The 14,519-nt window shown below is 64.6% G+C and carries 9 protein-coding genes and 1 pseudogene; 9 read left to right on the forward strand and 1 reads right to left on the reverse strand.

Annotated features, from left to right (window positions below; genetic code table 11):
* Positions 1 to 280: 280 nt before the first annotated feature.
* The 9 genes and pseudogenes from QRM89_RS03210 to QRM89_RS03250 all read left to right on the forward strand — a co-directional run bounded on the left by QRM89_RS03210 (position 281) and on the right by QRM89_RS03250 (position 13,349).
* Positions 281 to 2,951: pseudogene (locus QRM89_RS03210) on the forward strand (Cache 3/Cache 2 fusion domain-containing protein).
* Positions 2,952 to 3,801: 850 nt separating this feature from the next.
* Positions 3,802 to 4,587 carry a flagellar brake protein gene (locus QRM89_RS03215; RefSeq protein ID WP_285447273.1) on the forward strand — a complete coding sequence of 262 codons (786 nt, stop codon included), beginning with the start codon at positions 3,802 to 3,804 and terminating at the stop codon, positions 4,585 to 4,587.
* A 111-nt stretch (positions 4,588 to 4,698) separates the two neighbouring features.
* Entirely contained in the window at positions 4,699 to 5,184 is a 486-nt protein-coding gene (locus QRM89_RS03220; RefSeq protein ID WP_011037040.1) for a chemotaxis protein CheW, read from the forward strand.
* 314 nt (positions 5,185 to 5,498) lie between these two features.
* Complete coding sequence (locus tag QRM89_RS03225) at positions 5,499 to 5,882, forward strand: hypothetical protein (protein ID WP_003486337.1); 384 nt, start codon at positions 5,499 to 5,501, stop codon at positions 5,880 to 5,882.
* Between the two features lie 85 nt (positions 5,883 to 5,967).
* The gene (locus tag QRM89_RS03230) at positions 5,968 to 8,334 is read left to right on the forward strand and encodes a methyl-accepting chemotaxis protein (protein WP_285447274.1); all 2,367 of its coding nucleotides are present in this window, start codon (positions 5,968 to 5,970) and stop codon (positions 8,332 to 8,334) included.
* Between the two features lie 191 nt (positions 8,335 to 8,525).
* Positions 8,526 to 9,395, forward strand: coding sequence for a CheR family methyltransferase (locus QRM89_RS03235; RefSeq protein ID WP_014507620.1), 870 nt, complete (start codon positions 8,526 to 8,528; stop codon positions 9,393 to 9,395).
* Positions 9,392 to 9,988, forward strand: coding sequence for a chemoreceptor glutamine deamidase CheD (gene cheD / locus QRM89_RS03240; RefSeq protein WP_024937701.1), 597 nt, complete (start codon positions 9,392 to 9,394; stop codon positions 9,986 to 9,988). The genes QRM89_RS03235 and cheD overlap by 4 nt, the downstream gene beginning before the upstream one ends.
* On the forward strand, positions 9,985 to 11,061 hold the full coding sequence (locus QRM89_RS03245; protein ID WP_114998264.1) for a chemotaxis response regulator protein-glutamate methylesterase: 1,077 nt from the start codon (positions 9,985 to 9,987) through the stop codon (positions 11,059 to 11,061). Before cheD ends, QRM89_RS03245 begins: the two co-directional genes overlap by 4 nt.
* Positions 11,062 to 11,168: 107 nt before the next feature.
* On the forward strand, positions 11,169 to 13,349 hold the full coding sequence (locus tag QRM89_RS03250) for an EAL domain-containing protein (RefSeq protein WP_103700785.1): 2,181 nt from the start codon (positions 11,169 to 11,171) through the stop codon (positions 13,347 to 13,349).
* Between the two features lie 229 nt (positions 13,350 to 13,578).
* On the opposite strand, the gene QRM89_RS03255 is transcribed toward QRM89_RS03250, so the two are convergent.
* Positions 13,579 to 14,394, reverse strand: a complete 816-nt coding sequence (locus QRM89_RS03255) for an alpha/beta hydrolase (RefSeq protein WP_285447275.1) — start codon at positions 14,392 to 14,394, stop codon at positions 13,579 to 13,581.
* Between the last annotated feature and the right edge of the window lie 125 nt (positions 14,395 to 14,519).

Genomic DNA, 14,519 nt, shown 5'->3' on the forward strand with positions numbered 1-14,519 from the left:
CCCGGCCAGGCCGCTTCCCGCGAGGGAGGCGGCTTTTTTTGTGGCAAAAACGACGGATGCAGGCACACGCCACGGACATGTCTTTAAGCGAAATCAGGCCTGCCAACGCGCCAGGACATCCATGCGCGGCGTCACAGACCAGCCAGACCGGGTCGCGACACTGTGACCGAGCACAACAATTGTGCTGAATTCTTCATAGTTCATATCAATTTCTTCCAAAGGCAGCCGCTATCAGTTTCACACATTCGTAACGCCCCTCCCCCGGGCAAGGTCGAGACCTATGCATTCCTTCCACCGGCTTTCCGTCGGCACCCGTTTGTCCGCGTTACTGACGCTGGTCATTGCCCTCTCGCTTGGCGCCCTGGCGCTGATGATCTATCGCCAATCCGCCAACGACATCGAATCGCAGGTCAAGGCCGAACTGCTGTCCAGTACGCGACTGATGAACCAGTCGGTCGGCATGTACGACGTGACCCTGACCGAAGGCACCCAGCGCCTGGGCAGCGTGTTCGACGACATGCTCGGCAGCGGCGCGCGCCAGCTAGACACCACCACCACGGTGAAGATCGGCGACCAGGACACCCCGACCCTGCGCACCGGCACGCAGGCGCAGAACCTCAATTTCACCGCAGTGGACCGCTTTGCGCAGGCCACCGGCGGCGTCGCTACCATCTTCGCCCGCACCGGCGACGACTTCGTGCGCATCACCACCTCGCTGCGCAACAAGCAGAACGAGCGCGTGATCGGCACCCTGCTCGACCGCAAGGGCAAGGCTTACGCCGCTAGCCGAAGGCAAGGCCTTCACCGGCCAGGCGCAGTTGTTTGGCGACCAGTACATGACCCACTACCAGCCGCTGCGCAATGCCGCCGGCGAGGTAATCGGCGCGCTGTTTGTCGGCCGCAACTACACCCAGGGCCTGGCCGCACTGAAGGCCCAGGTCAGCACCACCAAACTGGGCCAGGACGGCTATTTCGTCATCGTCGACACGGCCCCCGGCGAGCACCAGGGCCAGGTCATCGCCGCGCCGGCCGGCACACCGGCCACGCTGGCGGCACTGGTACCGGCCGAACAACAGGCCCAGCTGCAGTCGGTGCTGGATGGCAAACTGACCAGCACCACGCTGCAACTGCGCGACGCCAAGGGCGCCAGCCAGGCCTACGAGGTCACCGCGCAGCGCTACACGCCGTGGCAGTGGGCGGTGATCGGCACCCAGCCGCGCACGGCGATTGACGGCCCGCTGGATGCATTGATGGGCAACATGCTGCTGCTCTCGCTGGTGGTGCTGGTGCTGTGCATCGCGGTGGTGTTCGTGGCCGCGCGCAAGATGGTCACCCGCCCGCTGCTCGCCGTGGAGCGCGTGCTGGGCGACGTGGCCGCCGGCCGTCTGGACAGCACCATCGAGGTCGATCGCCAGGACGAACTGGGTCGCCTGCTGCTCAGCGCCCGCACCATGCGCGACGATCTGCGTGCACGCCTGGAGCGCGACCAGTTGATCGCCAACGAAGCGTTGCGCATCCGCGTGGCGCTCGACGATGTCACCACCAATGTCATGATTGCCGATGCGGATCGCCGCATCGTCTATGTCAACCGCCCCCTGCAGCGCATGCTCAAGAATGCCCAGGACGACCTGCGTCGTGACCTGCCGCACTTCGATGCAGACGCATTGATCGATGCCAGCATCGATCAGTTCCATCGCAAACCCGAGCATCAGGCGCGCATGCTGGATCAGCTCACTAGCACGCATACCGCACAGATCGTGGTCGGTGGCCGCACCATGCGCCTGATCGTCAATCCGGTCGTCAGCCCCGCCGGCGAACGCATGGGTTTCGTCGTCGAGTGGGCCGACCGCACCCAGGAAGTGCAGGTGGAAGAAGAGGTCGCACGGATCGTGCAGGCCGCCGCTGCCGGCGATCTGAGTGAGCGGGTCGGCACCGCCGGCAAGCAGGGCTTTTTGCTGCAGCTCGCGCAGCAGCTCAACATGTTGCTGGACAACAACGCCGATGGCCTGTCGCGGGTGTCCGCGCTACTGTCGTCGCTGTCGCAGGGCGACCTCACCGCACGCATGGACGGCGATCTGCAAGGCGTGTTCGCCACCATCCGCGACGATGCCAACGCCACCGCCGACCAGCTGGCCGGCATCGTGCGCCGCATCAAGGACTCCTCGCTGGCAATCAACTCGGCCGCCACCGAAATCGCCACCGGCAACAGTGACCTCTCGCGCCGCACCGAACAGCAGGCCGCCGCGCTGGAAGAAACCGCAGCCTCCATGGAAGAGCTCACTGCCACCGTCAAGCAGAACGCCGACAACGCCGACCAGGCCAACCGCCTGGTGTTGAATGCCGCCGGCGTCGCCGCGCAAGGTGGCGATGTGGTCGGCCGCGTGGTCACCACCATGGCCGACATCGACACCTCGTCCAAGAAAATCGCCGAGATCATCAGCGTCATCGACGGCATCGCGTTCCAGACCAACATCCTGGCCTTGAACGCCGCGGTAGAAGCCGCACGTGCCGGCGAACAGGGCCGTGGCTTTGCGGTGGTGGCTTCCGAAGTGCGCACCCTCGCCCAGCGTTCGGCCGGCGCCGCCAAGGAGATCAAACACCTCATCGAGGATTCGGTGGCGCGCATCGGCAACGGCGCCGCGCTGGCCTCGGAAGCCGGCAGCACCATGCAGCAGGTGGTCAGCAGCGTGCAGCGCGTGACCGACATCATGGGCGAGATCACCAGCGCCTCGCGCGAGCAGGCCGCCGGCATCACCCAGGTCAACCAGACCGTCACCCAAATGGACGAAACCACCCAGCAGAACGCCGCACTGGTGGAAGAAGCCACCGCTGCTGCCCGCTCGATGGAAGAGCAGGCCGCGCAATTGGTGGATGCGGTGGCCGTGTTCCGGCTCGAGCAGGAAGACCGCCTGAGCACGCTGCTAGCCAACGCCCGCCACGCCTATCACTGAGACGTACTTACAGCGTGTCCCGCGAGGGTTGACTGGCAAGAGCCCCGTCGCACACTTGCAGCGTCGAGTGCGCGGTGCCCTCGCCGCTCGCAGGACACGCCATTAACCCGTCCATGGGGGCTCGATGGCGGCATCCATGCCGCCAACGCTCCAGCAATCGGCGAGGACACCGCACCAGATAGTTCGCTGGTGGTTTGTTGAAGAGCGAACAAACCCGGGTCGGACAGTTGCCAACTGCTCTGTTGAGACTCTGCGCACCGACCGTCTCGACTGGTCCTTGTTTGCTCACCCCAGATAGTTCGCTGGTGGTTTGTTGAGGAGCGAGCAAACCCGGGCCGGACAGTTGCCAACTGCTCTGCTCAGACTCTGCGCACCGATCATCTCGACTGGTCCTTGCCCGCTCACCGTCGCAGGACCCTTGGCGGCATGGATGCCGCCACGGAGCTTACAGGAACGTACTTGCAGCGTGTCCTGCGATGGTGGGCGGGCAAGGGCCTTGCAGCACACATGCAGCGTCGAGTGCGCCGCGCCATCGCCGCGCGGAACACGCCGTGAACTCGTCCCTGCGGGACCGATGGCAGCATCCATGCCGCCAACGGTCCCGCAATCGGCAAGGACACCGCACCAGGCAGGTGGCTAGTTGCCTTGCCGAAGAACCAACACATCGCGCCAGAACCGTGCTGGTTGCTGCGTTGAAAGCTCCGCGCATCGACCACCGCGACTGATCCTTACCAGCGACAGGCAGACGCGTTTTGTCGGCGGCGCTTAAAGATTTCGCTTTGCCGCCGATATCAAGGCGACGCCGGGACAACCCTCCGGGCGTCTTCCCGCTACCACTGTGCTTGTGCCCATGTCCGAAGGCGATACCTCAGAGCTCGACCACGACGCCGATCACCTCGCCGAAGGTGACGAGCGCTATCTGCTGCGCAACAAGAGGCAGATCCGTGGCCTGCTGCAACAACTGATCGACCAACGTGCCGTGGTGACCATGCATGTGGCCGGCCGCGACATGGCCGTGCCCACCGCCGTGCTGGAAGTGGACGAAGACGACGACTGCGTGATCCTGGATGGCAGCCATAACGACGCGTCCAACCGAGCCATCGAACAGGCCAAGTACCTGCTCTGTTACGCGCAGCTGGAACGGGTCAACATCCGCTTCCGCCTGGAAACGCCGGAGCGGCTGGAACGCGACATCCACGTTGCCTTCCGCGCCACCCTGCCCGATTCGCTCTATCACCTGCAGCGCCGCGAATCGTACCGGCTGGAAACGCCCATCACCGATTCGCCCACCTGCACCATCCGCCAGGACGCTGCCAGCGGCGGCAATCTCAGCCTGCAACTGCGGGTGATCGACATCAGCAGCGGCGGCCTTGCGGTGTCACTGGCCACCGGCATGCCGCTGCTTGAGCCGCAACACACCTACCGCGACTGCACCCTGCAACTGCCCGATTCCGCGCCCATCGCGCTGCCGCTCACCGTGTGCAGCCAGTACAAGATGACCTTGCCCAACGGCAGCGAAGGCTTCCGGGTGGGCATGCAATTCAGCGACCTGCCGCGTGGCGCGGACGAAACCATCCAGCGCTACATCTTCCGGGTCGACCGCCAGCGCAATGCGCGCAAGAGCGGCGTGTTCTGAACCCTCCCGCACCACCGCCCCCCTGCACCTAAAGTTGCCGCCTCAGGCGCCGATGTTGCAAGGGTAAGCCTCTGCCGCAATCCGACATTAGCCGCAACGCCCGGAGTTTCCATGAACGACAAAAGCACTGCCACCGGCACCGGTGGTGAATTCCTCAGCTTCGCCCTGGGCGAAGAGCACTACGGCGTGGACATCCTGAAAGTGCAGGAAATCCGCGGCTATGACTCGGTGACCCGTCTGCCGGACGCGCCCGACTACATCAAGGGTGTGATCAACCTGCGCGGCACCATCGTGCCGGTGATCGACCTGCGCCTGAAGCTGCGCCTGAAAGAAGCGCGCTACGACGCCTTCACCGTGATGATCGTGCTCAACGTCGAAGACCGCGTGGTCGGCATCGTTGTCGACAGCGTCTCGGACGTGATCCCGCTCAACGACGACCAGATCCGCCCCACCCCGGAATTCGGCGCTGCCGTCGATACCCGCTTTATCTCCGGCATCGGCACCCAGGACGATCGCATGCTGATCCTGCTGGATATCGAAACCCTGCTCGACAGCACCGAGCTGGGCCAGCAGCAATTGGCCGAAGAAGCCGCCTGAGTTTCATAGGCCAGTTGGCCGGCGCAAGCGGTCGTCGGTGGGTGTGCAGTGCGGGATCGCGACGGCTTCGGCCCAGGCGATCCTGGCGCTGCCCACACCCACCGGCGGCCGCTTCGCCGTTGTGGCGAGCCCAAGCGCTGGGCGTAATGCCATCTGGTGTCGGGAAGCTCCTGACACGAGACGCACAACGATAATGAAGTGAGATGCAAATCACGTTTTTCGGATTCAAGTTGAACGGCAGTTAGCCGATAGCTGAATAGACGCCCGCGCACCTAAACGGGTCACCGTTCGACTTTTGATTCTGGAGAATCTCTATGAAGTTCCTGCTCTCGCTCCTCCCCGTTGCTGCTCTCGTGATCGTTGCTCCCACGCTGTCGGCTCAATCGCAGGAAATGATTCCGCCGGAAATGGCGACCCGCTTCGTCGGCAAGGACGGCATGGTGTGCGGCAAGGTCGAAAAGGCCAAGTACGCGCAGAGCTCGGAAGGTGAGCCGACCTTCCTGTACATGGGCGGCATGTTCCCGCGCCACACCTTCTCGGCCCGCATCGACGGCGCCAACCGCGGCAAGTTCAGCTTCGCCCCGGAAACGCTGGAAGGAAAGGACGTCTGCGTCCTCGGCAAGATTCAGCGCGACAGCTCGCGTGCCGAAATCGAAGTCAGCTCGCCGGCCAGCCTGAAGCTTGCGACCATCAAGTAATTGCAGAGCACAACGCCACGTCCCAGGACGTGGCGTTGTGCTGTAAGCGGTTACGCGGACTGACTTCTACGGGGGAATCGTGTCAATGCAATGGATCAACAATCTGAAACTGATGCCGCGCCTGATGCTGGCGTTCGGCATCGTGCTGCTGATCATGCTTATCCAGGGGATCATCGCCTACTCGGGCCTGGCCTCGCTCAACGACGTCACCAGCGGGCTGGCAGGCAACACCATGTCCAGCGTGCGCGAAGCCGGCGATCTGCGCGGCATGCTCGGCGAGTTCCGCAACTCGTCCTATCAGAGCCTGGTGCGCGCCAGCGACTCGGTCAAGCAGGAAGCCAAGGCCAACGTTGGCAAGCTGCGCAAAGACATCGACGGTGTGATCAAGGACTACCCACGCCTGATCGAGAGCCCCGAACAGAAGAAGCTGTTCGACACCTTCGTGGCGGACTGGAAGAAGGCCTCGGCCTCCTATGCCAGCGTCGATGAAATGCTCGAACTCAATCTCCCCGACGATGCCGTGGACACCTTCGTGGGTGAGACGCGCACGTTGCACAACAAGGCCAAGGATTCGCTGGCCGCGTTGATCGCCGAAGACAACCGCCTGGCGCAGGCTGCCAAGGCCAAGGCCGAATCGGTGCATGCCACCTCGGTCACCCTGACCGTGCTGGTGGTGCTGATCGGCGTTGCCGGCGGCCTGGGTCTGGCGTTCCTGTTTGCCCGCGCCATCGTGCGCAGCATGCGTAGCGCCGTGGCCACTGCCTCTGAAATTGCCGGCGGCAAGCTCGATGGCCAGATCAATGTGCAGGGCCAGGACGAAGTGGGCGAACTGATGCGCGCCATGCAGCGCATGCAGCGCGACCTGCGTGAGCGCATCGAACGCGACCAGCAGGTGGCCAACGAAAACCTGCGCATCCGCATCGCACTGGACAAGTCCTCCACCGGGCTGTTCATCACCGATACCGAGCGCAAGCTGATCTACGCCAACGACTCGTTCAAGAAGACCGTGGCGCATTACGAAGGCAGCATCCGTCTGGCTTCCAGCGACTTCGACGCCTCCAAGGTCATCGGCCAGCACGTGAGCTACCTCGGCCTGTCCGACGCCACGCTGCGCAAGGCCATGGCCGCGCTGGATCGCGACGGCACCACCACCTTCGAAGAACGCTTCGGCGAAGCGGTGTTCGCCCAGACCGTCACCACCATCCAGGACGAAGATGGCCAGTGGGTGGGCGATGTCTGCGAATGGCGCGACCGCACCATCGAAGTCCAGGTCGAAGACGAAGTGGCCCGCATCGTGCGTGCCGCCGCTGCAGGCGACATGACCGGCCGCGTCGATACCGATGGCAAGCAGGGCTTCTTCCTGCAGCTGGCCCAGCAGCTCAACGGCTTGCTGGATGCCAACGCCGCCAGCATCGAGCAGATCTCGGCATTGCTCTCGGCGCTGTCGCGGGGCGATCTCACCGTGCGTATGCATGGCGAGTTCAAGGGCGTGTTCGCGCAGATGCGTGACGATGCCAATGCCACCGCCACGCAGCTGGCCGACATCGTGGGCCGCATCAAGCTCTCGTCGACGGCGATCAATGCCTCGGCAGGCGAAATTGCCTCCGGCAACCAGGACCTGTCGCAGCGCACCGAGCAGCAGGCCGCCAACCTGGAAGAAACCGCCGCTTCGATGGAGGAACTCACCTCCACCGTGCGTCAGAACGCCGAGAGCGCCCGCCAGGCCAACCAGCTGGCGATCGGTGCAACCGGTGTCGCCTCGCAAGGTGGCGAAGTGGTGTCGCAGGTGGTCAACACCATGTCCGGCATCGAAGCCTCGTCCAAGAAGATCGCCGACATCATCTCGGTCATCGACGGCATCGCGTTCCAGACCAACATCCTGGCCTTGAACGCGGCGGTGGAAGCCGCACGTGCCGGCGAACAGGGCCGCGGCTTCGCAGTGGTGGCCTCGGAAGTGCGCACGCTGGCACAGCGTTCGGCCGGTGCCGCCAAGGAGATCAAGGGCCTGATCGACGACTCCGTGCACAAGGTGGCCGAAGGCTCGGCGCTGGTGCGCAAGGCCGGCAGCACCATGGCCGAAATCGTCGCCAGCGTGCAGCGCGTCACCGACATCATGGGTGAGATCTCCGCCGCCTCGCAGGAGCAGTCCGCAGGCATCGAGCAGGTCAACCAGACCATCACCCAGATGGACGAAACCACCCAGCAGAACGCCGCGTTGGTGGAAGAAGCCACTGCTGCCGCCCGCTCGATGGAAGAACAGGCCGGCCACCTGGCCGAAGCGGTGTCGGTGTTCAAGCTGGACGCGCCTGCAGCACCCGTCCACGCCCGCCCGGCTGCCTCACGCCCGGTTGCGGTGAAGACGGCTGCCAAGCCGGTACGCAGCGCTGCAGCACCCGCTCGCCCCGCCAAATCCGAAACCGCCTTGGCGGATGGAAACTGGCAAGAGTTCTGAGTTGTAGATTGACCCAACAACGCCCCGGTCTCCCGGGGCGTTGTGCATTTGGGGTACGGCACGCAGCCGCAGGCACCTTGATGTGCAGCCCCATGTAGCGCGACCGCCCGTCGTCGCGGATGCACCCGCTGCAAATGTCGCTTCAGTTGCATGCCAACGTGGCCGATACCTGGTTATAGCTCACCACGCGTATGGATATGACGACGACCTCCACTCCCGCATCAGACACACGCGAGTTCGACTTTGGCGACCGCGATTTCAAGCGCGTCTGCGACCTGATCTATCAGCGGGTCGGCATCGCCCTGGCTCCCGCCAAACGCGACATGGTCTATGGCCGGCTGTCGCGCCGTTTGCGCGTCCTCGGCCTGCGCTCTTTCCGCGAATACCTGGACCAGCTCGAATCCGGCAACGACGATGAGGAATGGCAGGCGTTCACCAATGCACTGACCACCAACCTCACCTCGTTCTTCCGCGAGCCACACCACTTCGACAAGCTGCGCGAAGAACTGCAGAAGCGTGCCTCGCAGGCACCGCTGAAGATCTGGTCGTGCGCCGCCTCCACCGGCGAGGAGCCCTACTCCATCGCCATCACTGCCTGCGAAGCCTTCGGCACGCTCACCCCGCCGGTGAGCATCGTCGCCACCGACGTCGACACCCAGGTGCTGGAAACCGCCTCGCGCGGCGTCTACGCCATCGACCGCGTGGCCTCGCTGGATGCGGCGATCAAGCGCAAGTATTTCCAGCGCGGCAGCGGCCCCAACGAAGGCAAGTGCCGGGTCATTCCCGCACTGCGCCAGTTGATCGAATACCGCCAGTTGAATCTGTTGTCCTCGCGCTACGACGTCGGCGGCCCGTATGCGGCGCTGTTCTGCCGCAACGTAATGATCTACTTCGACAAGCCCACCCAACGCGGCATCCTGTCGCGCCTGGTCACCCACATGGGCGACGACGGCTTGCTCTACACCGGACATTCGGAGAATTACCTGCATGCGGCCGACCTGATCCAGCCGTGCGGGCGCACGCTGTATCGGCGCGCTCCGCGCGCAGGAGCCGGATCATGAGCACCGCCGTGCAAGTCGACGATGTCATGCGCTACCGCGATTCGCGGTTCCAGACCATCACCGCCAAGCTGCTGCCCACCCAATACCTGGTGGTCGATGACGACACCGCGTTGACGACCACCTTGGGATCGTGCGTTGCGGCCTGTCTTCGCGACCCAGTGCTGAAGATCGGCGGCATGAACCACTTCCTGCTGCCGGAAGGTCAGGTCGGGGATGGCGCACCCGCGCGCTATGGCAGTTATGCGATGGAGTTGCTGATCAACGACATGCTCAAGCGCGGCGCGCACCGTAAGCGCATCGAGGCCAAGGTCTTCGGTGGCGCCAACGTGCTCAAGGGTTTCACCAGCAACCCGGTGGGCACGCGCAATGCCGAGTTCGTCCGCCAGTACCTGCAGGCCGAACACATTCCCATCATTGCCGAAGATCTGTGCGGCATCCATCCGCGCAAGGTGTGGTTCTTCCCGACGACTGGCCGCGTCGTGGTGCAGCGTCTGCCGCACGCACACGAAGCCGAAGTCGCCGCCGCCGAATCGGCCGTGCGCGCCCGTCTGTCCAAAGCCCCGGTCACCGGTGGCGTGGAGTTGTTCGAATGACGCTGGAAACTCCTGTGCGTGTGTTGATCGTCGACGACTCGGCGGTTGTGCGTCAGATGCTCACCGAAATCCTCGCGCGCGACCCCGGCATCGAAGTCGTCGGCTCGGCCGCCGACCCGTTGCTCGCGCGCGAAAAGATCAAACGCCTCAACCCGGACGTGATCACGCTGGATGTGGAAATGCCGCGCATGGACGGGCTGGTGTTCCTGGAAAACCTCATGCGCCTGCGCCCCACCCCGGTGGTCATGATTTCCTCGCTGACCGAGCGCGGCGCCGACACCACGCTGCAGGCCCTGTCGCTGGGCGCGGTGGATTTCATCTCCAAGCCCAAGATCGACGTTGCGCGTGGCCTGGAAGGCTATGCCGAAGAAATCGTCAGCAAGGTCAAGATGGCCGCCAAGGCCAAGGTGAGCGCGCTCAATCGACCCAGCGCGCCCAAGATCACCCTGGACATGCAGTCCGCGCCCGTGCCGGGCAGCGCGCTGCGTTTCCGCACGACTGACCGCCTGATTGCCATCGGCGCCTCCGCCGGCGGCACCGAGGCACTGCGCGTGGTGCTGGAACACATGCCGGCCGATGCCCCTGCGGTGGTCATGACCCAGCATCTGCCGGCCAGCTTCAGCACCGCGTTTGCCGAGCGCCTGAATCGCCACTCAGCGATGTCGGTGCGCGAAGCCAGCGACGGCGAAGCCATTCTGCCGGGCCACGCCTACCTGCCGCCGGGCGGCCAGCATCTGCGCATCATCCGTGACGGTGCGCGCTGGCGCTGCCGTATCGACGACGGCCCGCCGGTCAATCGCCACAAGCCGGCGGTGGACGTGCTGTTCCGTTCCGTCGCCGCCAACGCCGGCCCGAATGCGGTCGGCGCCATCCTCACCGGCATGGGCGACGACGGCGCACGCGGCCTGCTGGAAATGCTGCAGGCCGGCGCGCCCACGCTGGTGCAGGACGAAGCCAGCAGCGTGGTCTGGGGCATGCCCGGTGCCGCCTACAAACTGGGCGCTGCGCAGGAAGTGGTGCCCTTGGAACGCGTGGCCGAACGCCTCATCGCGCTGTCGGCACAGGCACGCTGAAGCGTATGACCGCACCTCCCCCGCATCCAGCCGACCCCGCGGCGGACCCCGGCAGTCCGGGATCCGCCGCGGCCGGCCATGCGGAAACGCCGACACAGATCGATGCCATGCCGGGAGAGAGCGCGTCGGACACCCGTTCGCGCCTGCTCGCCCAGGCCCTGGATGGCAGCAGCAGCGCCATCCTGATCTGCGATCTGCAATCGCGCCTGCTGTACGCCAACGATGGCTTCGAGCGCATGTTCGGCTACACCGAAGCCGAACTGGTCGGCCAGCGGCCCTCGCACGTGCTGACCCGCGCGCTCAGTGACCAGACCGAAGTCGCGCGCATCCGCGAACGCGCCGACGCCTTGCAACAGACCCAGGCCGACCTGCTGGTGTACCGCAAGGACGGCACGCCGCTGTGGATCTCGCTCAACTTCAACCCGATCTACGACGCCCAGCACAACCCATCGCATTACGTCGCGGTGCTCACCGACATCACCGAAACCAAGATGCACGAAGTGCTGCAGCACCGCGTGCTGGAAGCGCTGGTGCAGGAGCGCCCGCTGATCGAGGTGATGACGCTGATCTGCACCGAGGTGGAACGCATCGCCCCGGAAGTGCTGGCCACGGTGATGAGCGCCGACAACGACGGCTGCCTGCACTCGCTGGCCGCACCCAGCCTGCCGCCCGAGTATGCCGATGCGGTCAATGGCCTGAAGATCGGCCCCGGTGCCGGCGCCTGCGGCACCGCTGCCTGGCGCGGCCGCGCGGTGATGGTGGAAGACATCGCCAACGATCCGCTGTTTACCAATTTCCGTGATCTGCTGTTGCCGATGGGCCTTCGCGCCTGCTGGAGTACGCCGATCCGCGCCAACAGCTCGCGCGTGCTTGGCACCTTTGCGCTGTATTACCGCAGTGTGCGGCGCGCCGATGCCTGGCACGTCAAGCTCACTGACCTGTGCCAGCAGCTGTGCACCCTGGCGCTGGAGCGCGAACAGATCCGCCAGCGCGTGCATCAACTGGCCTTCTATGACGCACTCACCGGCCTGCCCAACCGCATCATGTTCAGTGCCCGCGCCGAGCAAGCCCTGACGCATGCCGAATATGCCGGCGAGCCGGCTGCGTTGATGTTCATCAACATCGACCGCTTCAAGCTGATCAACGACAGCCAGGGCCACGCGGCCGGCGACGGCCTGTTGCGCGACATCGCACTGCGCATCGGCGAACAGCTCACCGCCACCGCCATGCTGGCGCGCCTGGCCGGCGATGAATTCGCCCTGGCCCTGCCGCAATGCAGCGCCGAGCAGGCCAGCGCCACCGCCGAACGCCTGCTCGGCACCATCGCCGGCCCGCTACCAGTGGGCCACATGACCGTGCACCCGTCTGCCAGCGTCGGCGTGGCGATGTTTCCCGAGGACGGGCGCGACATCAACATCCTGCTGCGGCATGCCGATCTGGCCATGAACCGCGCCAAGAAGGAAGGCGGCGGGCGTTTCCGCTTCTTCAGTGCCGACATGAATCGCATGGCGCAGGAGCGCGTGGCACTGGAAGCGGAGCTGCGCCAGGCGATCGGCCGCAATCAACTGCAGCTGCACTACCAACCGCAACTGCTCAGCCAGGCGCCGCATGCGCTGTATGGCGTGGAAGCCTTGTTGCGCTGGAATCACCCGCAACTGGGCGCCGTGTCGCCCGCGCGCTTCCTGCCGGTGGCCGAAGAGCAAGGCATGATGCCGCAGCTCAATGACTGGGTGCTGCGTCGCGCCTGCGAACAGGTCGCCGATTGGCGCCAACGCGGCGTGCCGGTGGCGCGGGTCTCGGTCAATCTGTCGGCGAGCAGCTTTGAAAGCCCGCGCATGCTCACCGACCTGCTGCGCCTGATCGACGACATGGGCGTGCAGCCGTCGGACCTCACGCTGGAAATGACCGAGAGCGTGATGCTCTCCGGCCAGCCCGGCGTGCTGGAGAATCTGCACGCCATCCGCGAAGCCGGCATTTCCTTGTCGCTGGACGACTTCGGCACCGGCTATTCCAGCCTGAGCCACCTGCACCGCCTGCCGATCGACGAACTCAAGCTCGACATGAGCTTCGTGCGCGACATCGAACACAGCGAAGACGCGCGCGCGCTCACCACCTCGGTGCTGCGCATCGGCGAGCACCTGCGCAAGCACGTGGTGGCCGAAGGCGTGGAGAACGAAGCCCAACGCCTGCTGCTGGCCGATCTGGGTTGCGAAGTGCTGCAGGGCTACCTGTTCTCGCGCCCGCTACCGGCCGCAGCGTTGGAAGCCTGGTTGGGTGCGCAGTCTTAGCGGGTTGCAGTCTTGGCGGTTTGCTTCAGCCTCGACGGTTGCATGCAGTGCAATCGTTAAACTTTTGATCACGCTTGAGCTGGTGGTACTGGAGTAAGCCGTACCCTCATCCGGCGCTTTGCGCCACCTTCTCCCGATGGGAGAAGGAAACCAAAGCCCCTCTCCCTGCGGGAGAGGGGTTGGGGTGAGGGTACGGGCTTCATCCCGCACGCGCTCAACTCCTCAAGCACTACCCCACTGTCCGCTTCAACCAACCCAACAACTGGGCAGTGACGAACGCAGGATTCTCCAGCGACGCGATATGCCCGGCATCGGGCACCAACTCGTAATCGCAGCCGATCACTTCGGCCATCAGCCACAACTCTTCCGGCGGGCGCGGAATATCGTATTCGCCACCCAGCAAGAACGTATTTGCCGGATTCAGCGCAGACAACGCGTCCAATCGATCGGCACGCCCGAAGATCAACCGGCCCAGCGGCACCACCGATGCGCGCAGCTGCTCGGCCGACATCGCCGCCAATCGCTGCGCAAACGCAGCCGGCAATGCAGAGCTCAGATCGATACCAGGCCGAAAGAAAATCGGCACGATCGCCTCGATCAACGCAGGCGTTACCTGCCCTGCCGCTTCGATCGCATCGAGCAGACCGAAATAGCGCGTTTGCGTCGCCTGCGGTTCGGCACCCAGGAAGGTATCCATCAGCACCAGGCTGCGCACGCGCTCCGGTGCCAGCAGCGCCAGCTCGGCGCCCCACATGCCACCGACCGACAAACCGACCACCGCACACTGCGGCAGTTCCAACGCATCCAGCAGCATCAGCATCTGCTCGGCAAGATCGCCAACCGTCTGCGTGCCATCCGGCAGCGCCGCCGATTGCCCATGCCCCCACAGCTCGGGAACGATGACCCGATAATGTTGCGAGATTGCGTGAACCTGCGGTTCCCAAATTGCCGCATCCCAGAGGTAACTGTGTCCCAGCAACACCGGGAACCCTTGACCATGTTGTGCGTAGTGCAGCGGTTGACCAGCGATCGTGCAAGTGGGCATTGGACATCGAACGGCAGTGGGGGAAGCGGCGACACTCTAGACCTGTGCACTCCAGATTTTTGTTGCAACGCGCCAGAGGAGTTACCTGCGATTTGCGTTGCCGCACGCACTTGTGCGGCCAAACG

The organism is Xanthomonas sp. LMC-A-07, from assembly GCF_030208825.1.
Classification (GTDB): domain Bacteria; phylum Pseudomonadota; class Gammaproteobacteria; order Xanthomonadales; family Xanthomonadaceae; genus Xanthomonas; species Xanthomonas campestris.